Raw genomic sequence first — 26,766 nt, forward strand, 5'->3', positions numbered from 1 at the left:
TAGGGGGCCGACGACGTTCGGTCACACGTTCTGCGTCACTTCACCGTGCGACCTCCCTCTCATCTCACTCCGCGAGCACAAGGAGTGCCCTTAGACTCCCTCGCGTGACACGTCGCGGGCCGGTTGGCAAGATGGCCTCCGCGGTCGGCAAGGTGCGGTAACAGGGAGGAAGCGTCTCGTGAGCAGCAGGCCATCCCGAGGCGCTGCTCGCCTCGCAGCCATACTCGACGCGCTCCCGGACGCGTTGGTGCTGGTCAACGCCAACGGGACGGTCGTCAACGCGAACACCATCGCGCTGGAAGCCTTCGAGGCGCCCGGCACCGCGCTCGTCGGACGCGGACTGCTGGACCTGCTGCCGGAGTTCGACTCCCGGCTCATCCCCGGTTCCATGCGGCGCCCCGACTCGATGGACCCGCGCGGCCGGACCAAGCCCACCCGGATGATCGCGCGGCGGACGGACGGGTCCGAGTTCCCGGTCGAAGTGACCAGCGCCAACCTCGAGGACGGCCAGCAGGCCTACGACGGCTACGGCTACACCGCCGACGAGCTGCTGATGCTCGTCGTCCGCGACCTCTCCGGAACCGTCGACACCGAGGCCGAGCTGGCCCGTTCGCAGCGGCAGACCGAGATGATCCTGCGCGCCGCCGCCGAGGGTGTCGTAGGAACGGACACGGACGGGCGGGTCGTGCTGGTCAATCCGGCCGCCGCGCAGATCCTCGGGTACCGCGCCAGCGATCTCGGCGGCAAGGAGCTGCACACGCTCGTGCTGCACTCGCGGGCGGACGGCTCACCGTTCCCGTACGCCGAGTCGCCGCTCGCCGACACCCTGCGGTCCGGGCGCAAGCACCGGGTGCGCGGGCAGGTGCTGTTCGCCAAGAACGGGGACCGCGTCTCCGTCGACCTGACCACCGCGCCCGTGCGCGACGGCGACCAGCTCGTCGGCGCCGTGATGACCTTCACCGACCGGCGGCCCTACGACTCGCTCGCCGAGGAGAAGGAGGCCGCCGACAAGCTGCACCGGGACGAGCTGGAGCGGATCGACGAGGAGCACGCCTCCGAGCTGACCTCCCTGCGCCAGAAGCACATCACCGAGACCGAGGAGCTCCAGGAGCAGCACGAGGAGGAGCTCGCGGCGAACGAGGAGCGGTACGCCGCCCTCGGGGAGCGCGAGAAGGACCGTTACGAGGAGCTGGCCGCACGGCACGAGCAACTGCTCACGCTGCTCGGGCGTTCGCTGCGCGGCCCCCTCGACGAACTGCGCCGGGAACTGGCCGCGTTGGCCGCCGACGACGCCGGACAGCTGTGGCCCGAGGCCAACCAGGTCCTCCATCATCTGTCGGCCGGCTACTCGCGCATCACCCAGCTCATCGACAACGTGCTCGGCTATCAGCGGCTGGAGACCGGGGCCGAGGAGATCGCGCGGACGAAGGTCATGCTGGACGCCGTGGTCGCGGCCGGTGTCGACGGGGCCGTGGAGCTGATCGGTCCCGGTCGTGTGCAGTTCGCCGTGCACGCGCCGCCCATCGAGGCCGAGGTCGACCCCGCGCTGCTCGCGACCGCGCTCGCCCACCTCGTCGCGGACGTCGCCGGCGTCGACGCGACCGGCAACTCGCCCGCTTCGGCGGGCGGTTACATGGACAATACGGTCGTCGTGGCGGCGGCGCAGCGCGGTGAGGTCGTACGGATCGAGGTGCGCGGACCCTACGCCGGGGGAGACCCGGTGCACGAGCCGATCGTGCGCGGGATCGTGCGGGCGCACGGCGGGGTGCTCCAGACGCACGACGTGCCGGGGATGAGCGGCAGCGCGTATGTGCTGGAGGTGCCGATCGGGGGCGGGGCGGGGGCCGTGGCGGTGCCGGCCGCGACCGGCGGTGCCGAACTCGCCGTACCCGAGCAGGCCACGAACGGCAACGGCGGGCGGCGGCGGGCCCGGCGGTCCTCGGTGGACGCGTTCCTGGAGAGCGAGGTGCCGGACGGCGGGTCCGACGGTTCCGGTGGCTCCGGTGGTGAGGGCGCGGTGCCGACCGGGCGGCGCAGGAGGCGTGCGGGCGAGGAGTCGGCGGCGGCCGCGGAGGCGGGCGGCGACGGGGCTTCCAGCGGTACGGGGCGCCGGCGCGGGCGGGCGGCCGAGGGCGGCGCCGGTGACGGGGACGCGGAGGGTGTGTCCGAGGGTGCCGTGATGACAGCGGCGGAGCACGCGGCCGGGACGGCGGCCTCGGGGACCGGGCTGGGCGGGACGGTGCCGCCGCAGGGCGTGCCCGTGCCCGCGGGTGGGGAGCGGCAGGCGTTGCCGGCCGCGTTGCCCGCCGCGGGTGCGGCCGACGAGTCCAGTGGCGAGGACGGGCAGCCGACCGGGCGTCGGCGGCGCGCTCTCGCCGCTGCGGCCGAGCGGGCCGCCGCGCAGGAGGCGGGCGCCCGTACGGTGTTCGCGCTGCCGCCGGCCGAGGCGGACCGGACGCCCGAGACGGATGGGCAGGCGCCCGGGATTCCGGTCGCGCCCGGGCAGGTTGCCGGTGACGAAGGACGGCACGACGCCGTTCCGCACGACCAGTCCGAGGACCACACTCCGCCGCAGCCGCATCCCGCGAGCGCGCCCACCGGGCGGCGCCGCCGGGCCGTGGCCCAGCCGCAGCAGCCCGCGGAGGGCGTGCCGGTGCAGGCGGCGGGCGCGGTGGTTCCGGCGCAGGGTACGGCGGGGCAGGGGCAGCAGGTCGGCGCTCCGGTGCAGCAGGCGGTTCAGCAGGGGCCGGGTGTTGCCGTGGGCGTACCGGCACAGGCGCAAGGACAAGGACAGGAACCGGCGGGGCAGGCCGTACCGGGGCAGCAGCAGGGTGTGGTGCAGCCGGTCGGTGGACCGCCCGTCGGCGGTCAGCCGGTGCCCGGTCAGCCCGGCCAGCCGGGTGCCGCCATGCAACTCGCGCCCGCGCAGAGCCTCCCCGGGCAGGGGCAGGCCCCCGGAGCACAGCCGCTGCCGCTTCCGGCGGAGGCGGCCCCCGGGCAAGGCATCCCGGCACAGGCGGCGTTGCCGCAGGGCGGGCCCGGCCAGCCGGTCGCGCCTCAAGGAGTCCCCGGGCACCCGGTCGCGCCTCAGGGAATGCCCGGGCAGCCCGTCTCGGCTCAGGGAATCCCCGGGCAGCCCGTCTCGGCTCAGGGAATCCCCGGGCAGGGGGTCCCGGGTCAGCCGATTCCGCCGCAGGGCATTCCCGGTGCCCAGGGGCAGCCGGTCTCCCCGCACGGCATCCCCGGTCAGGCCGGCGCGGCTCAGGCCCACCCCGGTGCGCCCGCAACGGCCGTACCGCAGCAGGCGCTTCCCGCCGCTCAGCAGGCGCCGGGCGTCACGCCCGCCCCTGGCACCCCCGTCGTACCGGCGAACGGCGCCGACCCGGCCGTAGCCCCGAACCCGCAGCCGAACCCGAACGCGCCGGCACCCGCCGCTGCCGCTCCCGTCGCCCCGCAGGCGCGGGTCGCTCAGCCGTTGCCCGCCGAGGCCGCCGTGCCGGCGCCGGCCGGGGCCTCGGTCGGGGGTGTCGACCCCAACTCCACCCAGGGGCGGGCGATCAGTGTGCGGACGTTGGGGCAGGGGGTGCCGTTCACGCGGCAGGCGGCGCAGGTGCAGCAGCCGACCGCGACGCCGCCGCCGCACGCGCCGGCCGGCGGCGGGCGGCGGCGGAAGCTGGGGACACGGCCCGATGCCGGTACCGCCGGGTCGGCGCGTCCGCACCCCCAGGGTGAGCAGGCGCAGCCCTCCCTGGCCGGGCAGTCGCGGCTCGCGCCGATCACCGAGGGCGCCGGACGGTCGTACGCCATAGGAGCACCGGACGAGAACGCGGCCGAGGGGCCCGAGCCGCTGGACGGGCCGGGCGGGGCCGTGGAGATCGCGGACACGCCGAGACCGCAGCCGCTCGACGACGAACTGCCTCCCGAGCCGCTCGACAACCCGCGCCGGCTGCTGGTCTGGCCGGCGCCGGACGTGACGACCACGCAGGCGCTGAGCGACCGCGGGTACCGGCCCGTCATCGTGCACTCGCGCGAGGAGGTCGACGCGCAGATCGCGGCCTTCCCGGCGGCGCTGTTCGTGGACCCGCTGACCGGGCCGATCACGCGGACGGCACTCCAGTCGCTGCGGCAGGCGGCGGTCGCGGCCGAGGTGCCCGTGCTCGTCACGGCGGGGCTCGGGCAGGCGACGCGCGAGGCGGCCTACGGTGCCGATCCCGCCGTCCTGCTGAAGGCGCTCGCGCCCCGGGACAGTGAGCAGCATCCGCCGCGGGTGCTGCTGATCGAGGAGCACGCGGAGATCGCGCTGGCGCTGACGGCGACGCTGGAGCGGCGCGGGATGCAGGTGGCGCGGGCCGCGAGCGACGCGGACGCGGTGACGCTGGCGGGGCAGTTGCGGCCCAACCTGGTGGTCATGGACCTGCTCCAGGTGCACAAGCGGCGGGCCGGGATCGTCGACTGGCTGCGCGCGAACGGGCAGCTCAACCGCACCCCGCTCGTCGTCTACACGGCCGCGGTGGACCAGGCCGACCTGCCCCGGCTGGCGTCGGGCGAGACCGTCCTCTTCCTCGCCGAACGGTCGACGAGCACGGAGGTCCAGTCGAGGATCGTGGACCTGCTGGCCCGGATCGGCACCAACTAGCCGATCGGGCGGGCGAGTTGGGCAAGTAGCCTGCGGGCATGCCCACGCCCGCGCCCGGTCCCTTCGCTGTCCCCACTCGCCACGACGGTGCGCCCGACCGGGTCGCGGTCGTCGTGCCCGGTGTCGGGTACACACCCGCCATGCCGCTGCTGCACTTCGCTCGTGCCGTGCTCCTCCAACACGGCTGGACGGTGCAGGAGTTGTGGTGGCGGATTCCTGACGACTTCTCGCGGTTCGGCGTGGAGGAGCGGATCGCGTGGGTGGAGGCGGAGGTCGCGCGGGCCGTCGACGCCGAGGCGGGGGCCTGTCGGCTGGTCGTCGGGAAGTCGCTGGGGTCCCTCGGGTGCGGGGTCGTGGCCGAGCGGGGCATCGCGGGGGCCTGGCTCACGCCTGTTCTGACGATCGACCAAGTGGTACGCGGCCTCCGGCGGGCCCAGGCGCCGACCCTTCTCGTCGGCGGCGGTGGCGACAAGCTGTGGGACTCGGGGGCCGCCGGTTCCGTCGGACATGAGGTGCTGGAGATTCCCGGCGCCGATCACTCGCTGGAACTCGCGGGCGACGCCGAGGGGTCGGTCGACGTGCTGCGGAAGGTCGTCTCGCGGCTGGACCGCTTCGTCGGGTCGCTCGGCCGGTAGCCCGTGGGGTCACCGGCCGAGCCGACCGTCGGTTCAGAGCTTGGTGACGTCCAGGTCGCCGTCGGCGTAGCGCCTGCGCAGGACCTTCTTGTCGAACTTGCCGACGCTCGTCTTCGGGACCGACTCGACGATCGTCCAGCGTTCGGGGAGCTGCCACTTGGCGATCTTCCCCGCGTCGGCGAGGAACGCGCGCAGGGACTCGAAGTCGGCGGTGGAGCCCTCCCGCAGGACTACGGTCGCCAGCGGGCGCTCGCCCCATTTCTCGTCCGGTACGGCGACCACGGCGGCCTCGGTGACGTCCGGGTGCGCCATCAGGGCGTTCTCCAGGTCGACGGAGGAGATCCACTCGCCGCCGGACTTGATGACGTCCTTGGCGCGGTCGGTGAGGGTGAGGAATCCATTGGGGGAGATGGTGCCGACATCGCCGGTCTTGAGCCAGCCGTCCTCGCTGAACTTGTCGGCGGGGCGCAGGGGTTCGGCGTCGGGGCCGTTGTAGTAGGCGCCGGCGACCCAGGGGCCGCGCACCTCCAGCTCGCCTGCGGACTCGCCGTCCCAGGGCAGCCGTTCGCCGTCGGGGCCGGTGAGGCGGGCCTCGACGCTGGCCGGGAAACGGCCCTGGGTCAGCCGGTACTCGAACTCGCGCTCCGTGCCGACCGCCTCGGCCGGCGGGCGGCAGACCGTGCCCAGGGGGGACGTCTCCGTCATGCCCCAGGCGTGGAAGACCCGCATGCCCAGCTTGTCGAAGGCCGTCATGAGGGCGGGCGGGCAGGCCGAGCCGCCGATGGTGACCTGGGTGAGGGAGGAGACATCACGCGGCTTGGCGGTCAGTTCGGCGAGCAGGCCCTGCCAGATGGTGGGCACGGCCGCCGCGTGCGTCGGGCGCTGGCTCTCGATCATCTCGGCGAGCGGGGCGGGCTGGAGGAAGCGGTCCGGCATCAGCATGTTCACGCCGGTCATGAAGGTGGCGTGCGGCAAACCCCAGGCATTCACGTGGAATTGGGGCACCACGACCAGTGAGGTGTCCTCGTCCGTGAGACCCATCGACTGGGTCATGTTGACCTGCATGGAGTGCAGGTAGATCGAACGGTGGCTGAACACCACACCCTTGGGGTCGCCCGTGGTCCCGGAGGTGTAGCACATCGCGGCGGCCTGGCGTTCGTCCAGCTCGGGCCAGTCGTACGTGGTCGGCCTGCCGGCGATGAGGTCCTCGTACTCGTGCACGCGTACGTGGGTGCCGTCCAGCGGGCCGCGGTCGCCGGGGCCGGAGACGACGATGTGCTCGACCGTCGGCAGCTTGGGCAGCAGGGGGGCGAGCAGCGGGATCAGCGAACCGCTGATGATCACCACCCGGTCGGCCGCGTGGTTGACGATCCACGCCAACTGGTCGGCCGGAAGACGGAGGTTGAGGGTGTGCAGCACCGCGCCCATGGCGGGGATCGCGAAGTAGGCCTCGACATGGACGGCGTTGTTCCACATGAAGGTCGCCGTGCGCTCGCCGTCCGCCACGCCCAGGTCCTCGCGCAGGGCGTGCGCGAGCTGGGCCGCACGGGCTCCGATCTCCGCGAAGGAACGGCGTTCCGGCTCTCCCTCACCGGTCCAGCTGATCACCTGCGATGTTCCGTGGACCGTCGACCCGTGGGTCAGGATCCTGGAGATCAACAGCGGTACGTCCTGCATCGTGCTCAGCACGGCGTCCTCCCGGGGGCGACATTGCCTACGCGGTAGTAAGGGTTGCGCTGATTCTGCTCACATACCGCACGGTATGTCACTAGGGACGGGTGATCGATCACCCGACACCTGGCTGACTCCTACCGGACCAGGACCAGTTCCGGATCCTCCCGCAGCTTGCCCAGCGCCCGCGACACTGCCGACTTCACCGTACCCACGGAGACCCCGAGCACCTCGGCCGTCTGCACCTCGCTGAGGTCCTCGTAATACCTGAGGACGACCATCGCCCGCTGCCTGTCCGGCAGCTTCGCGATCGCCCGCCACATCGCGTCGTGCAACGCCTGCTGCTCGGCCGGGTCCTCGGCACCGCAGCCCGGCTCCGGCTCGGGCAGCTCCTCGCACGCGAACTCGTCGACCTTGCGCTTGCGCCACTGCGAGGTCCGCGTGTTCAGCAGCGCCCGGCGCACATAGCCGTCCAGCGCCCGGTGGTCCTCGATCCGCTCCCAGGCGACATACGTCTTGGTCAGCGCGGTCTGCAGCAGGTCCTCGGCGTCGGAGGGGTTCGCGGTCAGCGACCGCGCGGTCCGCAGCAGCACCGGCTGCCTGGCCCTCATGTACGACGAGAACGAGGGGTACGTGAGGGCGGCGGCGGTGACAGTGGTGGTAGCCGTGGTGGTGGCGGTCGGCTGAGTCTGCGCAGCCCGCGCCGCGGGACGGGCGGCCGGACGTACGGCGGGGCGTGCCGCGGTGCGGGTGCCGGGCCGTGTCGTGGTCCGAGCGTCGGCCCGTTCGGCGGCCCGTGCGACGGCGTTCGCAGCGCTGGTGCAGACGGCTGTGGTCATGGCTCCACGCTATGAGCGAACCCCGCTCCGGCGGATCGGCCGCAGGTCCCGAAGCAGACTCCGCCTCAGGTTGTAGTGGTGGGGCTGCCTCCACCTCCTGAAGGTGGACGAGCGGGGGAGACGTACTGCGGGTTTACCCCTGGGGGGGTGGGTCGGGCCCGGCCTTCTGCGGTGGGTCGGGGTCGGGTGTCTCCGGTGGGGTGGGGTCGGGTGTCTCCGGTGGGGTGGGGACGGTGGTCTCCGGTGGGGTGGGGACGGTCGCCTCCGGCGGGCTGGGGCCGGTGGCCTCCGGCGGGCCGAGGACGGTCGCCTCCGGCGGGTTGAGGCGTGGCCTCCGGTGGGCCGGGGTCGGTCGCCTCCGGCGGGCCGAGGACGGTCGCCTCCGGTGGGCCGAGGACGGTCGCCTCCGGCGGGTTGAGGCGTGGCCTCCGGTGGGCCGGGGTCGGTCGCCTCCGGCGGGCCGAGGACGGTCGTCACCGATGGGCCCGGGCTCAGGCGTCGGTCGTGAGGATCAGCCCCGATGTCGGTACCCCGGTACCTGCTGTCACCAGTACCCGGCCGGCGCCGGGTATTCGGTTCACCGCGGTGCCGCGCAGCTGTCTGACGCCTTCCGCGATGCCGTTCATGCCGTGCAGATACGCCTCCCCGAGCTGTCCACCGTGCGTGTTGAGCGGCACCTGTTCCTCGGCCACAAAGTCCGCCGCCTCGCCCTTTCCGCAGAACCCGAACTCCTCCAGCTGCATCAGCACGAACGGCGTGAAGTGGTCGTAGAGGATCGCCACGTCCATGTCGTCCGGTCCGAGCCCCGAGGTGCGCCACAGTTGTCGGGCGACCACGCTCATCTCCGGGAGGCCGGTCAGGTCGTCGCGGTAGAAGCTGGTCATCTGCTCCTGTGCCCGGCCGGCGCCCTGGGCCGCCGCCGCGACGACCGCCGGCGGGCGCGGCAGGTCGCGGGCCCGCTCCACCGACGTGACGACGATCGCCTGCGCGCCGTCCGTCTCCTGGCAGCAGTCCAGCAGCCGCAGCGGCTCCACTATCCAGCGCGAGGCCGCGTGCTCGGCGAGGGTGATCGGTCTGCCGTGGAAGTACGCCGCCGGGTTCGTCGCCGCGTACTTGCGGTCCACGACCGCCACCTGCCCGAACACCTCGGGTGTGAGGCCGTACGTGTGCAGATACCGTTGCGCCGCCATCGCCACCCACGACGCCGGGGTGAGCAGCCCGAACGGCAGCGACCAGCCGAGCGCGGCGCCCTCCGCCGACGGTTCGCGGTGTGTCACGCCCGAGCCGAATCTGCGGCCCGACCGCTCGTTGAAGGCCCGGTAGCAGACCACCACCTCTGCGACCCCCTCCGCCACGGCCAGTGCCGCCTGCTGGACCGTCGCACAGGCCGCGCCGCCGCCGTAGTGGACCCGGGAGAAGAAGGACAGCTCACCGATCCCGCAGGCCTGGGCGACCGTGATCTCCGGGTTGGTGTCCATCGTGAACGTCACCATCCCGTCCACGTCCGCCGGCGTCAGCCCCGCGTCGTCCAGCGCCGCCCGCACCGCCTCCACAGCCAGCCGCAACTCACTGCGCCCCGAGTCCTTGGAGAACTCCGTGGCCCCGATCCCGACGATCGCGGCCCGTCCGCCGAGGGTGTCGCGGGTGCGGGCGCTCATGCCCCGGCCTCCGTCGTCTCTGGTACGGCGACGGCGACCGTGACCACGACCGTGCCGGTGACGTGCCGGCCGATGCCGTTCGTCCCGAGCACGCGCACCGTCGCGGTGGTGTCGTCCGCCTCCTCGATCCGCCCGGTCAACACCATCGTGTCGCCCGGGTAGTTGGGGGCACCGAGTCGTATGGCGACCTTGCGGAGGGTCGCTCCCGGGCCGAAGTGGTCCGTGATGTAACGGCCGACCAGGCCGTTCGTCGTCAGGATGTTCATGAAGATGTCGGGGGAACCCTTCAGCCGCGCCAACTCCGCGTCGTGGTGCACGTCCTGGTAGTCGCGGGAGGCGATGGCCCCGGCGACGATCAGGGTGCGGGTGATCTCGATCTCGAGCGGGGGCAACTCCTCACCCACCCTCATGGCCGCGCCTCCTGCCCTCATGGCTGCGCCTCCTCACTGACGATCAACTCCCCCAGTTCCTGCAGTACTTCGGCCCCGCATCCGAGGTACGCGTCCAACTGGCGCCCCCAGAGGAAGTGCCGGTGGACCGGATGGTCCAGGTCCGCTCCCGCCCCGCCGTGCAGATGCTGACCCGTGTCGACGACCCGCCGGCCCGCCTCGGACGCCCACCAGGCCGCGGTCAGCGCGTGCGTGGCGTACGGCAGCCCCGCGTCGCGCCGCCAGGCCGCCTCGTACGCCGTCACGCGTATCGCCTCGATGTCCATGTACGCGTCGGCGGCCCGGAGTTGGACCGCCTGCCGGGTGGCCAGCGGACGTCCGAACTGCTCCCGCGCGTTGACATGCCCCACGGCCCGCGCGAGCGACCCCGCACAGACCCCGGCCTGAAGTCCGGCGAAGGCGGTACGGGCGGTGGCGAGGACGTCGGCGTGGGCCGTCACGCGGACATCGGCGTGGGCGGGGGTCGGGCCGTCGGCATGGGGCGTCACTCGAACATCGGCCTGGGCGGACGTCGGGCCGTCGGCGTGGGCCTCCGTGCCGCCGAGCCGCTCCGCCGCCGCGCCGTCGAGCGTCAGCCTCCCGGCCGACCAGGGGGCGGTCAGCTCGACCGGTTCGACGCGGGTCGCGTCCGTGACCGGCGTCAGCCACAACTCCCCGTGTTCGTCGGCGACAAGGACATGCGTGGCGTCGCGCAGCCAGGGGACGACAGGGACCGTGCCGGTCAACTCACCCCGCCCGGACGCCCGTACGGCCCGTACACCCCCCTGCGCCGGAAACGCCCCGCACACCACCACCGATCCGTCCCCGATGCCCGGCAACAGTCGCCCCCGCTGCTCGGGGGAACCGTGCGCCCCCACCGCCAGCAGCCCGTACACGCATGTCGGGGCGAAGGGCACCTGGGCCGTCGTCCGCCCCTGTTCCTCCAGCAGGAGGACGAGGCCGAGCAGGCCCAACTCCTCGACGGCGCCCACCAGTCCGGCAGCGCACACCGCCTTCCACAGCTCGGGGTCGCTGCCCGCCCCGGCCGCCGTGAGCCGCTCCGGTGTCGCGAGGTCGCCGAAGATCCGGGCGGCCAGGTCACGGGCCGCCGCCTGTTCCTCGGTCGGCGTGAAGTCCATGTCAGCCCACCCCGCCCTCTCGGTCTTCCTGGACCCGGAAGACGGGGAGCACCAGCGGATCGTCCCCATCGTCGTCGTACCGCCGGAATTCGAGCCGTACCGGCAGCCCGACGCGCACCTTGTCGTACGGCACTCCCACCACGTTGCTCACGATCCGCACGCCCTCGGCGAGTTCGATCAGACCGACGGCGTAAGGACCCGCCGCGTCAGCGGCATGATCGGACTGCGTGAAGGCGGGGAAAGGCGGGTGGTGCATCACCACGTACGAGTAGACGGTCCCGTCGCCGCTCGCCTGGACGGTGTCCCAGTCCGGGCCGCCGCAGGTGTTGCAGCCCGGCAGCCAGGGGTGGCGCAGCGTGCCGCAGTTCGTGCAGCGCTGGATGAGGAGTTGGTGCCGTTCCACGCCCTCCCAGAAGCCGGCGTTGTCGCGGTTGACGACGGGGCGGGGGCGGCGGGCGCGAGCCCCTTTCTCTTCCTGTTTCGCCTTCGTCTTCTGCTTCTGCTTCTGCTGCTGTCGCGCGGGGGCGTACTTGAGGATGCGGAATCGGTGGGTGCCGACGAGGTCCTGGCCCACCCGGACGTCCATGCGCGTCGTGACGAAGTACCCCGTGCCGAGCTTCGTGGTCTTGCGGTCCGAGACCGACTCGATCACCGCGTCGAAGGTGATCTCGTCGCCCGGCCGCAGGGGCCGTAGGTACTCCTGCTCGCAGTCGGTGGCGACCACCGAGGTGCAGCCCGCCTCGTCGAGCAGGTCGAACAGCTCGTCGTAGGCCCCCGTGCGTCCCGAGTGCCCGGAGAGGCCGCCCATGGTCCAGGCCTGGAGCATGGTGGGCGGGGCGACGGCGTCCGGGCCCGCGTACGCCGGATCGGTGTCGCCCATCGCCTCGCACCAGTGCCGGATCATCGGCTCGTTGACGGGGTCCTTGCCGGTGCCCGCGACGGCGGCCGCGCGTCCCTCGTACGCCTTGAGCCGCGCCCCCAACTCGTCGGTCACTGTGCTCACCGCCGCCCCCTCGTCATCCCGAGCCGCATCGTCGCGACGATCTCCCGCTGCACCTCGCTCACCCCGCCCCCGAACGTGTTGATCTGCGCCGCCCTGTTCAACCGCTCCAGCTCGCCGTCCCCGAGGACACCCGGCGAACCCGAACGCACCAGCCCCGTCAGTCCCGTAGCCGCACCTGTTCCTGCTGTCCCGTCCGCTCCGGCGACGTGCTGACATATCTGGTACACCGCGACCGTCGATTCGGTTCCCATCACTTTCACGCCGCTCGCGTCGCCGGGCGCCAGCCGGCCCGCGCCCACGTCACCGACCAGCCGCCAGTTGAGCAGGCGGGTCGCCGCGAGCCGGGCGTGCGCCTCGGCCAACCGCGCCCGCACCCACGGCTCGTCGGCCCGGCGCCGGCCCGTCACCGGATCGGGTGTGCGGGCGGCGGTCAGCGCGGCCGTGTAGAAGTCCTCGGCCTGCATGCCGGTCGCGGCGAGGGCGACCCGTTCGTGGTTGAGCTGGTTGGTGATGAGCGACCAGCCCTCGTTCTCCGCGCCGACCAGGTTGGCCGCCGGGACGCGGACGCCGTCGTAGTACGTGGCCGTCGTCCGCTGCCCGCCCACCGTGTCGATCGGGGTCCAGGAGAAGCCGGGCGCGTCGGTCGGGACGAGGACGATCGAGATGCCGCGGTGTCTGGGGGCCTCGGGGTCGGTGCGGCAGGCGAGCCAGATCCAGTCGGCGTTGTGGGCGTTGGAGGTGAAGATCTTCTGCCCGTCGATCAGCCAGCCCCGCTCGTCACGCACAGCCCGTGTCCGTAGCGACGCGAGATCCGTGCCGGCCGACGGCTCGCTGTAGCCGATCGCGAAGACGAGCTCCCCGCGCAGAATGCCCGGCAGGAGGGCGGCCTTCTGCTCCTCGCTGCCGTACTTCATGAGCGTCGGACCGACGGTGTTCAGGGTGACCATCGAGACGGGCGCGTTCGCCCGGTAGGCCTCGTCGAAGAACACGAACTGCTCGTCCGCGCCGCGCCCCTGACCGCCGTACTCGACCGGCCAGCCCAGCCCGAGCCACCCGTCGCCGCCGATCCGGCGCAGCAACTCCCGCTGCCCGACGGGGTCGTCCGCGCGGGGTGGTCCGTCCGGCATCAACGCCGCGAAGTACGACCGGAGTTCGGCACGCAGGCGCTGCTGGCGAGGGGTGGGGGCGAGGTGCACGACGCCGGACCTCCGTGTCGTCGTACGGACGATGGTTTCTGACTGTCCGTCAGATGCCGTGGACTGTCAAGGTCGTCCGTGCGCAGGCGCCCTGGCGACCGGCCACGCGCGCGTGGCGCACGAGAACGTCCGCGCGGGACGTCTGCCCGCATGCGGGAAAACGTCTGCGCGGTGGCACCGAAGCACCACCGCGCAGACGCGTTACGACCCCACAGAGCACACCTCACACACCCTCAGACGCCTCCGCGCATCCCCGCGCGGGAGTCGTCGGGCGCGGCTACCAGAAGTTGGCGAAGTTGACGGCGACGTTCGAGTTTCCCTGGTTGATGGCGGTGAACGCGGATCCGTTGACCTGGGCGGTGTTGCTCTGGTTCGAGGCCCCGGAGCCGACCGCCTGCTGCTGTGTGGTGGACGAGTTGCCCTTATTGTCGTGCCCGACCCCGCTGCCGCTGACGGTCGCCACACCCGCGTTCGATCCGTTGCCCGCGATGGCGCCGTTGTCCGCCGCCGCGACGCCGGTGAAGAGGGCGGCTGCCAGCGGGAGGGCGGAGACGGCGGCGATGAGGCGGGCGGTACGGATGCTTGCCATGTTGTTCCTCCAGAACAGAGTGCGTAGCGGCTCCGTAGCCGGACGCACATGAAGTACGGCTTCAAGTACTGCTGCTACCAGGGCAGTTGGCCGACCGCCTCGGTGTTGTGCACGACGTCGCGAGACCAGAGTTGCCCACCGAATCCCCGGCGAACCAGGGCGGAAGCGGTTATTCCCCCTGAAGCGTGATGACAAGTCGATAAACCCCTTTGCCTCCACCGAAGCCGCAGTTCAGGGCGGTACGGACATCCCGCCCCGGGCCGCAGAAGAGGCGAAGCGTTCCGCCACATTCCCGGCCATCACCCTCCCCCGGGCGCGTCGACGCGACCCCCTCTTCCCTTTTTCGAACACTCGTACGAACATGGAGTCATGGCCACCATCGACCGGCAGGCCACCACGCTGGCCCTCGCACACGCCCTGTCAGCCGCCGAACGCGGACTGGCCGTGATCCCCCTGTCCCGAACAAAACTCCCGGCCCTGCGCTCACCGCACCGCGACGACACCGACCTGGTGGGCGCCGCGGGCACCGTGGGACCGCCCTGCCACGGCGAGTGCGGACTCCTGGGCCACGGTGTCTACGACGCCTCCACCGACCCGGCCCGCATCCGCGAACTCTTCGCCGCCGCCCCCTGGGCCACCGGCTACGGCATCGCGTGCGGACTGCCGCCGCACCACCTGATCGGCGTCGACCTCGACACCAAATCCGGTACGGACTCGTCCTCCGCCCTGCGCGAACTGGCCCTGCGCCACCTGTTCACGATCCCCGAGACCGTGGTCGTCCTCACCCCCAGCGGCGGCCGCCACCTCTGGCTCACCGGCCCGCCCGACGTCGTCGTCCCCAACTCCGCGGGCCGCCTCGCCCCCGGCATCGACATCCGCGGCGCCGGCGGCTACCTCGTCGGCCCCGGCTCCCGCACCGAACACGGCTTCTACGGCGCCGCGCCCGCCACTGCCCACCTGGCACCGGCCCCCTGCCCACCCTCCCTCCTGCGCCTGCTCCTCCCCCCACCCCGCACCAACCACCCCACCCCCACCTCGACCGGCCAACACGGCCAGGGCCTCGTCCAGTTCGTCCTCGCCGCCCACGAGGGCCAACGCAACACCCGCCTCTTCTGGGCGGCCTGCCGCGCCTACGAGAACGACATCGGCCCGGCGCTGGTCGAGCCCCTGGTCGAGGCTGCGCTGGGCACGGGGCTGTCGGAGCGGGAGGCACGGGCGACGATCGCTTCGGCGGCTCGGATGACGGGGCGGCGGGCATGAACTCGGGCCCCTCGCCGCAACATCCCTCTGTAGCGTGACCGCATGGAAGAACCTCGCATCAAGGTCTACGGCTCGGCCACCGAGATCACCGTGGCAGGCAACGCGGCCGGTCTCCTGACCCTGGCCGAGCGCCTCACCGCCCTCGCCGACCCCGAACTCCGGGACGGCTACCACGAGCATCTCGACGCCGGCATCGACCTCACGGACGGGCCGATCAGCCTGATCCTGCAACGCGACGAGGCGCTGTAGACCCGAGGCGCCGCAGGCCCCATCCACCGCGAACGACCCCCGCCCGAGTCACCCGGTCAGGGGCCGTTCACCCGCGGTGGGTGTGGGACTTGAACCCACGGTGACATCGTTGCGACGACGGTTTCCAAGAGCGTCGCGGTATGAGGAGCGAAACCCGCAAGCGCGCGGGACGTCCGAAGCCCTACGAACTCCGCCGGCGCGTCGGGGCACGGCCGCACTCCAAAAGCTTCGAGCTCAAGCCTCAGGCGGACGGTCGCCGTTCGGAGTTGATGACGGCGCTTCGTGAGCGCGAGCAGTTCGACGAAGACACGGGCCTGCCTGCGCGGGAGTTGACAGTCCGCGACTCGCCCACCTGGTACGACCATGCCACGGCGTACGCGCTCATGAAGTGGCCGCTGGCCGCGGCCAAGCACCGCGCGGGCATCACCGAGGCGCTCGCCGTTGTCATCCCGGCTCTGGTCACGACAACTCGGGGCGCCCCGGATTCCAAGACCCTGCGGACCACTCTCTACCAGTGGGCGTTCCGCGCTTTACCGGGCCCGGACGGTGAAATGACCGCACGCCACACCGCAGAGGAGCCGCCGCCAGAGATCCGATCGGCCTTGTCCTGGCTCTCCGGGCACTCGATGAAGGTCAAGGCGCTGGAAGATCCCGCGCTTCTACGGCCCGCCCTCGAAGCCCTCTCACGCCGCATGGACGGTCGGAAGGCCGCGGAGAACACCGCCCGGCGGAAGCGCACGGTGCCGTCGGCCTCAGTCCGCAGGCCGACCGACGGCCCCTCGCCCCCACCGGCCGACGCGTCCCGTCCCATCATCACGCCAGGGCCAATCACCGCAGGTCAGCGCCATCCTCTTCCCATGATTTCGTCACATCCAGCGATGCCCTTGGGGGCGGCTCGGCTGGGCCGTAGGTTCCTCGGCGTCATCAGTTGGTTGGCCCAATTGCCAGGGATGTTTCATGAACCTCGCCCGAAAGCTCGCATCCGGAGCCATTGCCGCCGGCATCGCCGCCACCGGCCTCCTCGCGGCCACACCCGCCAGCGCCGCCAGCGGCGGCGGCTGCGACCCCTACAGTTCCAGTGCCGGTATCAAGGCGTGCATCAGCGCCAGTGGCAGTGACGTGTTGCCGGACTTCTACATCACCGTGGTCCCTGCCCATTGCCAGTCGGCGGAGTTCACACTCTGGGACATAACCGCGAACACAAGGGTCTGGTCCACCGGGGTCGCCTGTAAGGACATGCACGGCGGCCCGTGGCACATCCATGCCACCTCGGGGCACGCCTACTACAGCGAGCTCGACGTGGAAGTGGGCGGGGAGGGGGCGTTGTCGTCGACAAGCCCGATCTCGTACTGGTGAGCCGCTCTTGAGCGGGCCCGCCTCTGTCCCACAGATGACCCATACGCACTGGTCAACCGTGGGACAGAGGCGGAACGGGGTGAGACAAGGTGCACGCGGAAGGGGCGCCCTCGCGAACGTGGGCGCCCCTTCTGACCTGCAAGTCATCTGACCTGGGCGGTGGGTGTGGGATTTGAACCCACGGTCACATCGCTGCGACGACGGTTTTCAAGACCTTTCGCCGATCATGGGCGGTGAGGTCTCCGCCGCAGGTCAGACGGGTACGAGCGACCCCGCCAAGCCGTCGTCATCGTCGTCGTGCCCGCTACGTGCCCCTCGGTCGAGATCGTGCCCGTTGACCCACGCGTCCGAAGCTTCGGCCACCTGGTCATCGCGGCCGGCGACTGGACGGGCGTAGTGACGAGTGGTCACGCTCGCGTTCGAGTGTCCCAGGCGGTGAGCGGCCGTCATGACACCGTACTTGTCGGCTACCCACGTCCCATGCGAGGCCCGGAGATCGTGCGGGGTCACGTCGGTGAGGCCGGCCGCCGCTACGGCGGGGTCGAAGTAGGCCTTGCGCCACTGGTTGTAGTGCAGGGGTTTGCCCGCAGGTGTGGTGAACAGGAGCGCGCGGCCGTCGTCCGGCAGGGTCTCCAGGTGCTTCCCGAGCCGTTTCGCGAGGGTGGGCGCCACGCGAAGTAGCCGCTTCTGATGGGACTTCGGGGTGTCGAAGACCAGAGCTCCGTTCGCCTCAGCGAGGTTCTCGTCAACCAGCACCGTGCCGCCCGCCACGTCGACATCGTCACGGCGCAGGGCGAACCCCTCACCCACCCGGAGGCCGGCGAAGGCGAGCAGCGCGATCAGTAGGTCGTGCGGCTTGTCGGCCTTCCGCACGACGCGTGAGGCTTCGAGCGGGGTCAGGATGTGGGGCTCGGTCTGCGGCATCCGAGGGAGACGCACGCCCCGGCAAGGTGTCTGCGCGATCAGGTCGTTGTCGACGGCCGAGGCCATGACCTGCGACAGCACTCGGTACGCCTGCCGGATTCGCGACGGGCTGAGCCCCCTCGTTCGCATCTGCGCGACCCACTCCGTCACGGTGATCGGACGCAGGCTCGACAGCTCACGGTCCCCAAGCGCCGGGTTGATCAGCGAGTTGATCAGTGATCGGTACGAAGCCTGCGTCTTGTGCTTGAGCTGCGGTGACACAGCCGCCAACCAGCGAGCCGACCAGTCCCTGACCGTCGTCTGTCCTTCGGCGGGATCGATCCAGCGGCCGTCTTCGATCTCGATGCGCTTCTTTGCGAGCCATCGATCGGCGTCCGTGGTGGTGGCGAACGTGCGGTCGGCAGGCCGCAACACTCCGTCAGGCCCCGGGTAGCGAGCTTGGTACCGCCCTGAGGGCAGCTTCCGAATCCTGCCGAAGCCACGGCGAGACTTGCGCTTCCCTGCCATCAGGCAGCCCTCCTAAGGCCTGTCGGTCGGAGGACGACCGGTTCCACGGTGTTCGCGGCTACGTACGCCTCTATGGCCCGTTCAGGGATTCGGACGTGTCGTCCGACCTTCACGAAGGTGATCCGGCGTTCTTCGATCAGCCGGCGCGAGAACCGCACGGTCGTGCCGAGGAGTTCGGCGACCTCGTGGACGTTGAGGAGTCGTTCCATGGTCACCACTCCCCCTCGGGCAGCTCTGCGAGGGCTTCGCGTGTGGTCTCGCGGTTGAGTTGGATGTCCCGGCGGATGTTGGCTGCGAGCCAGGATTCGCCGGGGGTGTGGCCGTGGCCGGCGTAGGTCCAGTGCGCGAGCGTGAGCGTGGTTGCCTCCGGGTTGTCGTCGGGGTCGGGCAGGCCGAGGGCTTCGCGGTGTTGGGCCGCCCGGTAGTCGGCGCGGACCTGTCGCAGGGCGCCGAGGGTGGTGGAGTAGCGGCGGGACTTGGTGGAGAAGTGGCCCCGGAAGCCGAGCATGTGGGCCCAGTCCCGGAGCTTGCGGTCCGGGTAGAGCGGGTGCAGGTCGAGGCAGGCCGCGATCAGGCGGGCGGGGTGGTCTGGCACGTCGAGCAGCACGAGGGCTTCTTTGTTGCCGATCCTGCGGTCGACCGTGCCCGTGGTCTCCGCCGCCTTGGTGGCGTACTTGGCGACGTAGGAGGCCACAGCGGCTTCGGTGATCTCTTCTCCGTGGCCGAAGGCGCCGATCGGCTGGACGTCGAGTTGTGTGCCCCACCGCAGCGTGCGAGCCGGCTCGTCTCCGGCGGGGTCGACGTCGACCGCGACGCGGGCAGCAGCGGCCCGGATCGCGTCATCAAGCAGGTCGAGCGTGGCCCAGGCCGGCGGGGGGCTGTCGGGTCCGTCCGGTCCGTCGAAGCGGATCACCGCGTGGAAGTGGACGGCTCCGCGCTTCTGGTATTCGGCGACCTTGCCGAAGGCCACGCGGCACTGAGCGTGTGCGTCCTTCTGTGTGAGGCCGGCGCGCTTGGCGATCTCGCGGCGCAGGTAGATCGTGAAGTAACGCCACAGCTCGGAGGCGTGGTTGTTCCACAGCACCGCGCCCGCGTAGTCGTACGTGGTCGGGTCGAGCGGGGTGCCGAGTTCGGGCGCGTCCTCGCCGTGGCGGGTGCCGCAGCGGCAGGGCCGGTTGCCGGGTCGGTTGTGGACGGGGCCGAACGAGGGCGCGGTGAGGGTGGCGAAGACGCGGGGGTGGTCGCGGATCGTGTGCGGGGTGCCCTTGGCGGGGTCGCCGACGAGTCCGGCTCGGATGAGGTGGTAGGTGTCGCCGGCGTAGGTCCAGGCGCAGGCCGGGCAGCGCGAGGCACGGCGGTTGCCGCACGCGATCCGCAGGGTGCCGCCGGGCTCGTGCTCGGTCGTGTAGGCGTACAGGATCGTCTTGGTGGTCGGGTCGATGGTCTTGGTGGCGCCGGCGAGGCGGATCGGGTCGGAGCAGCCGCCCGTGCGGCGGATCTGGTCCTGCCAGCGGTCGAAGTGGGCCGAGCCGGCCACCCTCAGCACGTCGCTGAGGGTGGCCGGGTCGAGTCCCGCCAGGGTGGCGGTGTCGGTCACGCGAACACCTCCTGACGGCAAGTCAGGAACGCGGTACCGATCCAGCCGGTGTAGGCGGGCGGGATGGCCTCGGTCAGCTCCTCGTGGATGTCGGTCCACGTGATGCCCATGGCGTGCTGCATCTCGGCAACCGAGGCCTTGCCGCCGCCTTCCCCGTACGCGGCCACATACGGGCCGTCGCGGTAGACGCCGTGACGCCAACCGCGCACGTAGCCACGGTGCTTGGGGTGAGCCGGCCGAGCGACGGCCCAGCGGCCGAGTTCGAAGTTGCGGTGGCGCAGCACGGCGAGAGCGAACATCTCGCCGCACAGGGTCACGTCCTTGCGGATCTCCGCCTTGCCGTTGGGTTGCTCGATCACGTACGGCAGGCCGGACCGGTCGAGCAGTTCGCGCGTGGGCGCCACCAGGTCTTCATGGGTGCCGCCCCAGCCCTGGGAGGCGTTGGTGCCCACGGTCAGGGTGTTCTTTGCCTGGCAGGGCGGGGAGGCGTGCACGAGGGCGTACCGCTCGATGGCGCCCGTGGTGATGAGGCGGTCGAGGTATTCGAGGGCGTCGCCCCGGTGGTACGGGAAGGGGTAGCGGGGGCGTTCGGCGATGTCGCAGCCGTCGACCGCGAAGCCGGCGCGGTGGTAGCCCATGGCCGCACCGCCAGCGCACGAGAACAGGTCCAGGACCCGGGGCGCGGTCATCGCCGGCCCCCGTTGCGGTGGGCGGGGCCGTGGTTGGCGCTGTAGTCCTCGACCAGGTTCTTGACGTCGGTGTCGCCGTTGGCGTGGTCCTCGGCACCGCAGCCGCCGCACCGGTAGTCGCCCTGGGAGTTGCTGTAGCGGGTACCGGTCTTGACGCGCAGGCCGGGGCTGTCCTCGGTCGGGGTGAGGTCGGCGGGGAGCTTGCGGAACATGGCGGTCACCTCCCGGCGCGGATCAGGGCGGCGCGGGCGGTGTGACCGGTGCCCTTGCAGGTCGTGCAGGTGACGCGGAGGGTGGCGCGGGTTCCGTCGCGGTGGCGGGTACCGGTGGTGATGGTGGCGGTGGCGAAGCCGTCGCAGTCTCGGCAGACGGGCGTGTTCGTCTCGGCGTGCTGGGGCATGATGGGGGCGTCCCTTTCGGGTCCGTTGGATCAGGAATGGGATGGGGCGCCCGGAGCGGCGGAAGTTTGGCGACCGAGGCCGCTCCGGGGGCCGGTTAACGCTGGTTGTTGAAGTCCTTCAGGACGGAGCGCAGAACGACCGCGACCACGGCGACGGACACGCCCGTGATGGCGACCGCGAGGAGCAGCGAGACCAGGACCACGCCGACGACGAGGACCACGGCACCACCGCCGGCCGCGAGGGCGAGCGCACTGCCCGGGGTGAGCTGCACGGTCGGACGATTCGAGACCGGGGCGAGCGGAGCAGGAGCCTGCGGAGCGGGTACCGGGGTGCCGGCGGTCGGCACGTAGACGACCGGGGTCGGGGCGGGGGCGGTGTCCTGGGGCGGGTACTTCGGGGTGAACACGGTTGATCTCCCTTCGGGTTGAGTTACTTCAGGACCGTGCCGAGAGCGGGAGCGAGGACGCTGCCGGCGAGGAGGTAGCCGCCGAGCAGGAGCACGATCACCAGCCACACGGGCGGGCGAATGAGCTTGATGCCGAGGTAGCCGACGACGAGCAGGGCGAACCAGAGCGGGACGTCCATAACGTGATCTCCCTTCAGGCGTTGCAGCGGTGGGTTTGGGCGGTGAGTTCGGCGGCGGCACGGTCGCGGTAGTCGCTGGAGAAGCCGCAGTCGGGTGCGGTGCAGGCGATGGCGTGCTTCTCGCGGCCCCGGTCGTCGGTGTAGGTGGCGACCTGGACGGGTCCGATCCGGATCACGTGCCGGAAGCGGCGGTAGGCGGTCACCGTCAGTCCCCCTGTCGCAGGGTGCGGCCGGGGAACTCGTCGAGGATGCGGGCCGCCCGGTCCGGGGTGCGGTCGGCGGCTTCCTCGGCGAGCAGACGGGCCAGGGTCGGGCGTCCGGCGTCGGCCATCTCGCGGGCTGCGTTCACCAAGTCGTCGGGGCGCTCGAAGGGCTGCATGGTGGTCAACTTCTTTTCCTCTCAGGTGAGTTGGAGTTGTGCGGCGATCGCGGCGGTCATCGGGGCGGGCAGTTGGAGCCGGGCGGACAGGGCGTCGACGGGCATCGGCGATCCGGTCGCGGCGCGGTGGGCGTCGGCGATCTTCCGGGCGTGGTCGAGGAGCGCGGCTGGCACCACGGGTGCGGCGGGCAGTTCCGGCACCGGGTCGACCGCCGGGGCGGGCTCGTCGGTGCGGTGCATCTCGACTTCCGGCGCGGCCACGTCATCCACAGGCTGTGGGGAAGCGGGCACGGCCGTGGGCGAGTGGACCAGGAGCGTGCCGCCGAGGAAGGCGAGTGCGGGCCAGCCGGCGACGAGGATCCGCAGCCAGGCCGGAACGTGGTCGAGGTCGAGGAGTCCGGCGGTGGCGACGTTCGCCCCGAGCGAGGCCGACAGGGCGATGACGAACCAGGTCCAGGCCGCGCTGTCATGGAGGGCGGTGCGCAGTCGGCGCCAGGCGGCGACCATCAGCAGGTCGACCGAGACCGGGTAGGCCCAGGCCTTCCACCCAGTCTGATGGGCCGCTTCCGCGAGGTCGTGCAGGTGGGCGAACGAGAGGGCACCGGCGATGACGGCTTGGATCAGGACTGCGTCCAGACGGACCGAGCGGGCCATGAACGGCACCTCCCTTCAGGAGAGTTGGGCCAGGAGCGGGCGGGGCAAGGGGTCTCCATCCGCCCGACCCCGGCAGGTCATTCGGCGGGGGCCTCGCCACTGCCCAGGCAGTTGAGGCAAAGCCCGGTCTGCTGGCCGACCGCGCGGCGTTTGCGTCCGACGTGAACGGTGCGGGAGACCTCTCCGGTGCCGTGGCAGACCGGACAGTTCTTCGCTTCGGTCTCGCGGGCGGCGGTGTCGGCAGTAGCCATGAGCTGCGCTCCTTCCGGATTTCGGCATGGATCGGGTAGGGACCTGGCGCGAGGCGGTCACGCCGACCGTGTTGGGCAGAGGGGTGTCAGGGCTTGGTCAGCAGTGGTGTGCCGACGAGCGGTGAGGAGGCGGCGGGGGCGAAGGGCCGAAGGAACGGCAGGTCGGGCACCAGGTGCTCGAAGTCCCGGCAGACCGTGGCGACTTCCTCACGCGCGATCTCGGGCGTGCGGATCAGGGACCAGCCGCCATCGGCGTCCGTGGCCACGGCCGTACCGGCACGGCTCGCGGGGATCATGCAGGCGATCGGGACCGCGACCGGGGCGACGTCCTTGAGCCCCATCTCGGCCGTTTCCTTGTCGTTGACCCGGTGCACCACACGGCCCGTGAGCTGGGCGCGGAGCATGGTGGCGCCCTTGCCGAGGTCGGAGCCGAAGCGTTGCCCGCAGATCTCCAGGTAGATGCCGGCCGAACGGGCCATCTGCGCCAGCCGGATCAGCGCCGTGACGATCCGTGTGCGGCGGTCTTCGTCCTCTTTGCGGGAGATCAGGAAGAGTTCGGCGATCTCGTCGACCAGGACCACGATCGGAGCCGGACGTAGGTCTTCGGGCAGTTCCCAGATGTCCGCAGCGCCGTACAGGCCCAGCAGGTCGAAGCGGTCTTCCATCTCCGCCACCAGCACATCCGCCAGCGAGGCGGCATCGTCCGGGGTGGTCGCCAGGGCCGACAGACGCGGCGCGTACGCGGCCTGTTCCACCCCGCGCTTGCAGTCCATCCCCACCAAGGCCACCGGCAGTTGAGCCAGCCCCTTGATCAGACTGCGCTGATACGTCGACTTCCCCGAACTGTTGGCGCCCAGCGTGAGCGCCATGGGGACCTTGCGGTAGTCCCGCTCGAACACGGTCCCGTCGTCCCGCAGCGCCACCGGCACGACCATGTCCCGAGGCTGCGCCTTGCGCGGCATACGCACCCGGCGCAACACGTCATAGCCAGTCATGCGCAGTTCCACGAACCCCGGCTTCGTCACCGCGACCCGCACCGCGTGCACACCCCAGGCGTGCCGCAGCCGTTCCGTGGAGGCGATCACGTCGGCGGGCTCCAGGCCGGCCGGGAGACGCAGGGTGACCCGCAGTCCGGTCATGGTGCCCCGCACGCGGCGGATCTTCGGCGGAACCGGCTGCACCTGACGACGAGCCACGTTGCGGGCCATGAACGCCCGCAGGCCGGACGGCTGAACCGTCAACCCGCACACGTCCATGGTCGAGCGGTACGTCACCGTGAACCGGCCCCACGTCGCGGGCAGACCGACCAGCGACCAGTACGCGCGAGGAGCCCGGTACTTCGCGTAGCCGAGACCGCCGACGCCGGCTATGGCGCCCGCAGTCTCCAGCCACATCGTCGCGTCAGCCATGATCAGGCCGCCGGAGTGATCGCGACCGCGCGGAACGAGATCCCGTGCCGCTTCTGGCCGTTGAACTCGTTCTCCCAGTCCCGCGCCTTCAGCCCGATCACCTTCACGGGCGTCCCCGGCGCCAGACCCTCCGGGAAACCGGTCTCCGGGATGGTCACCTGGTAGAGGTTGCCTTCTCCCTCGTCGGAGACCAGCAGGCCCACGGTCGACAGGCCCGCGTTCGTCTCCCGGTCCACGGCCCGCTCACCGGTCTTCTGGTTGACCAGCTTCGGCACGGGCGCGGTCGCCACGAACACCACAGCGGTCGAAACGTCGATCTTGAACGACGGCATGAAGCACATCCCTCAGTTCTCGGAGGCCGCCGGTTCGCAGCCTCTCTAGACATCTCCAGTAGGCCACACGTCTCTAGAGACGTCAAGGGAATCTGTATAGAGATGTTGAGAGTGCGGGATTCGGGCTACACGGCAGAGCGAGTGCCGTACCTATGGCCTAGGCTGTCTAGAGATGAGAGGAGGGCTCCCGAATGACCACCACCGACGACGACCGTCGGCCGAAGTACCAGCGGATCGCGGACTCTCTACGCGAAGCGATCCAGTCGGGCGAGTACGGTCCCGGTGATCGGCTTCCGGGAGAGAACGACTTGATGGGCACGCATGGCGTAGCCCGTATGACGGCACGTCAGGCCCTGGGTGTCCTCAAGGACGAGGGCATCGCCGAGTCCCGCAAGGGAGCAGGCGTTTTCGTCCGGTCCTTCCAGCCACTGCGGCGCCGAGGAATCCAGCGGCTCTCGGAAGAGCAGTGGGGTAGCGGGCGATCCATCTGGGCAGCCGACACCGGTAGTCGGGCGCTCGACGTCGACCAAGTGGCGGTGTCGGAAGAGGCGGCGCCGGCGGACATCGGGCGCGTGCTTGACCTGGTCGACGAGGAGACCGTGTGCGTCCGGCGTCGGCGGTACGTCCTCGACGGGAAGCCCGTTCTTCTGGCGACCAGCTACCTGCCCACTTCGGTGGTCGAAGGGTCGGCGATCACCCAGGAGGACCCGGGGTCCGGAGGGATTTACGCTCGGCTCGCCGAACTCGGTTACAAGCCGGTGCACTTCCGCGAGGAGATCCGCTCACGCATGCCGACGAAGGAGGAAGCGGCGCAGTTGAGCATCTCCGCTGGCACGCCGGTCATCCTGATCTGCCGAACGGCGTTCGCTGACGAGGGCCGTCCTGTCGAGGTCAACGAAATGACGCTTGACGCGGCCTCCTACATCCTTGAGTACGACTTCGACGCCTGATCAGGCAGACCAGGTGTGAGACCACCGCGCGATGCCGTAGATGTGGGCCACCTGGTCGGCTGCCAGAGTCGGTGTCAACCCGGATAGGACGCGGTCGAGCTGACCGACTTCGAGCACGAGAACCGGCGTGTTGGCGTTCTTGACGACGAGCTTTCTCGCATGCACGACCGAGATCACGGGCCGTACCGGCACCTCGAATCCGCAGTGTTTGGAGAGGGCGCGGGACACTCGACGTGCTTCGGACAGGCTCGCTGCGATGTGGTGGGTGGTGCTGCCGTTCACCGTGATCTCTCTGTCTCCGTACCAGACGGCTTTGCCCGGATGCCGTTTGGAGTTGATGGAGAAAACGCCGGCGGGACCGATGGCGATGTGGTCGATGTCCGTGCCCGTCGCCCATTGGACCGCATGAAGGGTGAGCCAGCCGTGGCCACGGAGCTTGGCGAGCCGCCGAGCGGTGAGCACTTCACCCCGGAGGCCGATGATCCAGCTATAGATCTCCGTCTTAGGCCGCCAACGGTCGATCACTCTCAGCAGAGGGTTCGGCTGTAATTCCTGGATCTTGCGGCGCACCGCGTCGCCCGGACGATTCCGCGCCAAGTCATCTGCCAACGGCTGCATGCCCAGCCCCCTTGTATGTAGCTGTACTGCCAGGCCACCACGGAGACGGCATCTACGCCCAGGCCCGGATCAGCCATGAGCTGTTACAGGTTTCTCTACTTCATCAAGTCCCGGCTGCGCTCCGCTCCGCCGGGCGCGCTCCCGGCTCCGCTGCGGGCGCCGCTCCTGCCTTCGGCTCGCTCCGCCCGCGCTGCGCCGACGCGCGCCCACGTGAGAGGCCGGGGTGATGGGGTGACCACCGTACGAATGCCACGGTCAAGGCGATGCCTCCGGCGGGGGATCAGCCGACACCGGGATGGAGGGGGCGCCGTGCGCGACTGCGGGCCCGTCGTAGTGCACGTGAGGTGCTTCCATCCCGACCACCATCGACCCAGGCAGAGCCGAGCAGACGCAGCCCATGGCGTCCAGGTCGTTCGTACAGTGGCGCGCTCCACCTGGACGCCATGAACTACGCCCGCTCCACGGTGTGTGGGTCGACGGCGGACGGGATGGAAGCTGGGGTGAGTGGTGGGTTGAGGTGGGGAAGCTCGGTTTCACGTGAAACATCGGTCTGCCCCAACTCCCTTATGGAAAAGCCGAGTTGATGCGTCAGCCACTCATCCGCAGCCCGTGCCCCTCGCGTGCCCGATCGACCGGGGAACCACGGGGAACAAGGGGCGCTCGCGGGGAGGGGAAACGGCGAGAGCCCCCGACCGTTTTGGCTGGTCAAGGGCTCTCATGCTGCGGTGGGTGTGGGATTTGAACCCACGGTGACATCGCTGCCACGACGGTTTTCAAGACCGTTCCCTTAGGCCGCTCGGGCAACCCACCT

29 protein-coding genes and 1 tRNA gene are annotated in these 26,766 nt (G+C 70.9%); 6 read left to right on the forward strand and 24 right to left on the reverse strand.

Features of this window, described 5'->3' with window-relative positions; genetic code table 11:
* Positions 1 to 178 precede the first annotated feature (178 nt).
* Positions 179 to 4,636 carry a PAS domain-containing protein gene (locus ACQHII_RS23735; RefSeq protein WP_427921185.1) on the forward strand — a complete coding sequence of 1,486 codons (4,458 nt, stop codon included), beginning with the start codon at positions 179 to 181 and terminating at the stop codon, positions 4,634 to 4,636.
* A gap of 38 nt (positions 4,637 to 4,674) precedes the next feature.
* Positions 4,675 to 5,271 (forward strand): alpha/beta hydrolase, encoded by a 597-nt coding sequence (locus ACQHII_RS23740; RefSeq protein WP_427921186.1) that lies wholly within the window; start codon positions 4,675 to 4,677, stop codon positions 5,269 to 5,271.
* A gap of 33 nt (positions 5,272 to 5,304) precedes the next feature.
* On the opposite strand, the gene ACQHII_RS23745 is transcribed toward ACQHII_RS23740, so the two are convergent.
* The 8 genes from ACQHII_RS23745 to ACQHII_RS23780 all read right to left on the reverse strand — a co-directional run bounded on the left by ACQHII_RS23745 (position 5,305) and on the right by ACQHII_RS23780 (position 13,794).
* Positions 5,305 to 6,960 (reverse strand): long-chain fatty acid--CoA ligase, encoded by a 1,656-nt coding sequence (locus tag ACQHII_RS23745; protein WP_427921187.1) that lies wholly within the window; start codon positions 6,958 to 6,960, stop codon positions 5,305 to 5,307.
* A 119-nt stretch (positions 6,961 to 7,079) separates the two neighbouring features.
* The gene (locus tag ACQHII_RS23750; RefSeq protein WP_427921188.1) at positions 7,080 to 7,781 is read right to left on the reverse strand and encodes a SigE family RNA polymerase sigma factor; all 702 of its coding nucleotides are present in this window, start codon (positions 7,779 to 7,781) and stop codon (positions 7,080 to 7,082) included.
* A 491-nt stretch (positions 7,782 to 8,272) separates the two neighbouring features.
* Positions 8,273 to 9,439 carry a lipid-transfer protein gene (locus tag ACQHII_RS23755; protein ID WP_427921189.1) on the reverse strand — a complete coding sequence of 389 codons (1,167 nt, stop codon included), beginning with the start codon at positions 9,437 to 9,439 and terminating at the stop codon, positions 8,273 to 8,275.
* Entirely contained in the window at positions 9,436 to 9,849 is a 414-nt protein-coding gene (locus ACQHII_RS23760) for a MaoC family dehydratase (RefSeq protein ID WP_427921190.1), read from the reverse strand. The genes ACQHII_RS23755 and ACQHII_RS23760 overlap by 4 nt, the downstream gene beginning before the upstream one ends.
* Before the next feature lie 17 nt (positions 9,850 to 9,866).
* The gene (locus ACQHII_RS23765) at positions 9,867 to 11,006 is read right to left on the reverse strand and encodes an acyl-CoA dehydrogenase family protein (RefSeq protein WP_427921191.1); all 1,140 of its coding nucleotides are present in this window, start codon (positions 11,004 to 11,006) and stop codon (positions 9,867 to 9,869) included.
* A gap of 1 nt (position 11,007) precedes the next feature.
* Entirely contained in the window at positions 11,008 to 12,009 is a 1,002-nt protein-coding gene (locus ACQHII_RS23770; protein WP_427921192.1) for a bifunctional MaoC family dehydratase N-terminal/OB-fold nucleic acid binding domain-containing protein, read from the reverse strand.
* Entirely contained in the window at positions 12,006 to 13,205 is a 1,200-nt protein-coding gene (locus ACQHII_RS23775) for an acyl-CoA dehydrogenase family protein (RefSeq protein ID WP_427921193.1), read from the reverse strand. The genes ACQHII_RS23770 and ACQHII_RS23775 overlap by 4 nt, the downstream gene beginning before the upstream one ends.
* Before the next feature lie 277 nt (positions 13,206 to 13,482).
* Positions 13,483 to 13,794: a hypothetical protein gene (locus tag ACQHII_RS23780; protein ID WP_019073223.1), complete on the reverse strand. Its 312-nt coding sequence runs from the start codon at positions 13,792 to 13,794 to the stop codon at positions 13,483 to 13,485.
* 369 nt (positions 13,795 to 14,163) lie between these two features.
* On the opposite strand from ACQHII_RS23780, the gene ACQHII_RS23785 reads away from it, so the two are divergent.
* The 3 genes from ACQHII_RS23785 to ACQHII_RS23795 all read left to right on the forward strand — a co-directional run bounded on the left by ACQHII_RS23785 (position 14,164) and on the right by ACQHII_RS23795 (position 16,659).
* On the forward strand, positions 14,164 to 15,054 hold the full coding sequence (locus ACQHII_RS23785; protein WP_427921194.1) for a bifunctional DNA primase/polymerase: 891 nt from the start codon (positions 14,164 to 14,166) through the stop codon (positions 15,052 to 15,054).
* A gap of 42 nt (positions 15,055 to 15,096) precedes the next feature.
* Positions 15,097 to 15,303 carry an Imm32 family immunity protein gene (locus tag ACQHII_RS23790; RefSeq protein ID WP_427921195.1) on the forward strand — a complete coding sequence of 69 codons (207 nt, stop codon included), beginning with the start codon at positions 15,097 to 15,099 and terminating at the stop codon, positions 15,301 to 15,303.
* 957 nt (positions 15,304 to 16,260) lie between these two features.
* Complete coding sequence (locus tag ACQHII_RS23795; RefSeq protein ID WP_427921196.1) at positions 16,261 to 16,659, forward strand: hypothetical protein; 399 nt, start codon at positions 16,261 to 16,263, stop codon at positions 16,657 to 16,659.
* 252 nt (positions 16,660 to 16,911) lie between these two features.
* On the opposite strand, the gene ACQHII_RS23800 is transcribed toward ACQHII_RS23795, so the two are convergent.
* From ACQHII_RS23800 to ACQHII_RS23865, 14 genes are all read right to left on the reverse strand, one after another.
* Entirely contained in the window at positions 16,912 to 18,090 is a 1,179-nt protein-coding gene (locus tag ACQHII_RS23800) for a tyrosine-type recombinase/integrase (protein WP_427921197.1), read from the reverse strand.
* A complete protein-coding gene (locus tag ACQHII_RS23805) occupies positions 18,090 to 18,299 on the reverse strand; it encodes an excisionase family DNA-binding protein (protein ID WP_427921198.1) in 210 nt (69 codons plus the stop codon). The genes ACQHII_RS23800 and ACQHII_RS23805 overlap by 1 nt, the downstream gene beginning before the upstream one ends.
* Before the next feature lie 2 nt (positions 18,300 to 18,301).
* Positions 18,302 to 19,687, reverse strand: coding sequence for a replication initiator protein RepSA (repSA, locus tag ACQHII_RS23810; protein WP_427921199.1), 1,386 nt, complete (start codon positions 19,685 to 19,687; stop codon positions 18,302 to 18,304).
* A complete protein-coding gene (locus ACQHII_RS23815; protein ID WP_427921200.1) occupies positions 19,684 to 20,376 on the reverse strand; it encodes a DNA methylase in 693 nt (230 codons plus the stop codon). The genes repSA and ACQHII_RS23815 overlap by 4 nt, the downstream gene beginning before the upstream one ends.
* Positions 20,373 to 20,588 carry a hypothetical protein gene (locus tag ACQHII_RS23820; protein ID WP_427921201.1) on the reverse strand — a complete coding sequence of 72 codons (216 nt, stop codon included), beginning with the start codon at positions 20,586 to 20,588 and terminating at the stop codon, positions 20,373 to 20,375. The genes ACQHII_RS23815 and ACQHII_RS23820 overlap by 4 nt, the downstream gene beginning before the upstream one ends.
* A gap of 5 nt (positions 20,589 to 20,593) precedes the next feature.
* Positions 20,594 to 20,776 (reverse strand): hypothetical protein, encoded by a 183-nt coding sequence (locus tag ACQHII_RS23825; protein ID WP_427921202.1) that lies wholly within the window; start codon positions 20,774 to 20,776, stop codon positions 20,594 to 20,596.
* Between the two features lie 95 nt (positions 20,777 to 20,871).
* A complete protein-coding gene (locus tag ACQHII_RS23830) occupies positions 20,872 to 21,183 on the reverse strand; it encodes a SpdD protein (protein WP_427921203.1) in 312 nt (103 codons plus the stop codon).
* Positions 21,184 to 21,206: 23 nt separating this feature from the next.
* Positions 21,207 to 21,362, reverse strand: a complete 156-nt coding sequence (locus ACQHII_RS23835; protein WP_427921204.1) for a hypothetical protein — start codon at positions 21,360 to 21,362, stop codon at positions 21,207 to 21,209.
* Between the two features lie 14 nt (positions 21,363 to 21,376).
* Positions 21,377 to 21,565, reverse strand: a complete 189-nt coding sequence (locus tag ACQHII_RS23840; protein ID WP_427921205.1) for a mobile element transfer protein — start codon at positions 21,563 to 21,565, stop codon at positions 21,377 to 21,379.
* A 2-nt stretch (positions 21,566 to 21,567) separates the two neighbouring features.
* Positions 21,568 to 21,750, reverse strand: coding sequence for a hypothetical protein (locus tag ACQHII_RS23845; RefSeq protein ID WP_427925567.1), 183 nt, complete (start codon positions 21,748 to 21,750; stop codon positions 21,568 to 21,570).
* A 12-nt stretch (positions 21,751 to 21,762) separates the two neighbouring features.
* Entirely contained in the window at positions 21,763 to 22,395 is a 633-nt protein-coding gene (locus ACQHII_RS23850; RefSeq protein ID WP_427921206.1) for a DUF2637 domain-containing protein, read from the reverse strand.
* 77 nt (positions 22,396 to 22,472) lie between these two features.
* The gene (locus ACQHII_RS23855; protein ID WP_427921207.1) at positions 22,473 to 22,646 is read right to left on the reverse strand and encodes a hypothetical protein; all 174 of its coding nucleotides are present in this window, start codon (positions 22,644 to 22,646) and stop codon (positions 22,473 to 22,475) included.
* Positions 22,647 to 22,732: 86 nt separating this feature from the next.
* Complete coding sequence (locus tag ACQHII_RS23860) at positions 22,733 to 24,055, reverse strand: FtsK/SpoIIIE domain-containing protein (RefSeq protein ID WP_427921208.1); 1,323 nt, start codon at positions 24,053 to 24,055, stop codon at positions 22,733 to 22,735.
* A gap of 2 nt (positions 24,056 to 24,057) precedes the next feature.
* Entirely contained in the window at positions 24,058 to 24,387 is a 330-nt protein-coding gene (locus ACQHII_RS23865; protein WP_427921209.1) for a hypothetical protein, read from the reverse strand.
* Between the two features lie 191 nt (positions 24,388 to 24,578).
* Between ACQHII_RS23865 and ACQHII_RS23870 the strand changes: the two genes are divergently transcribed.
* Entirely contained in the window at positions 24,579 to 25,337 is a 759-nt protein-coding gene (locus tag ACQHII_RS23870) for a GntR family transcriptional regulator (protein ID WP_427921210.1), read from the forward strand.
* Here the strand turns inward: ACQHII_RS23870 and ACQHII_RS23875 are convergent, their stop codons facing one another.
* Positions 25,338 to 25,955 carry a nuclease-related domain-containing protein gene (locus tag ACQHII_RS23875; RefSeq protein WP_427921211.1) on the reverse strand — a complete coding sequence of 206 codons (618 nt, stop codon included), beginning with the start codon at positions 25,953 to 25,955 and terminating at the stop codon, positions 25,338 to 25,340.
* Positions 25,956 to 26,678: 723 nt separating this feature from the next.
* A tRNA-Ser gene (locus tag ACQHII_RS23880) sits at positions 26,679 to 26,765 on the reverse strand.
* Position 26,766: the final 1 nt, after the last annotated feature.

This window comes from Streptomyces sp. cg40 (genome assembly GCF_050320165.1).
In the GTDB taxonomy this organism is placed as follows: domain Bacteria; phylum Actinomycetota; class Actinomycetes; order Streptomycetales; family Streptomycetaceae; genus Streptomyces; species Streptomyces hokutonensis.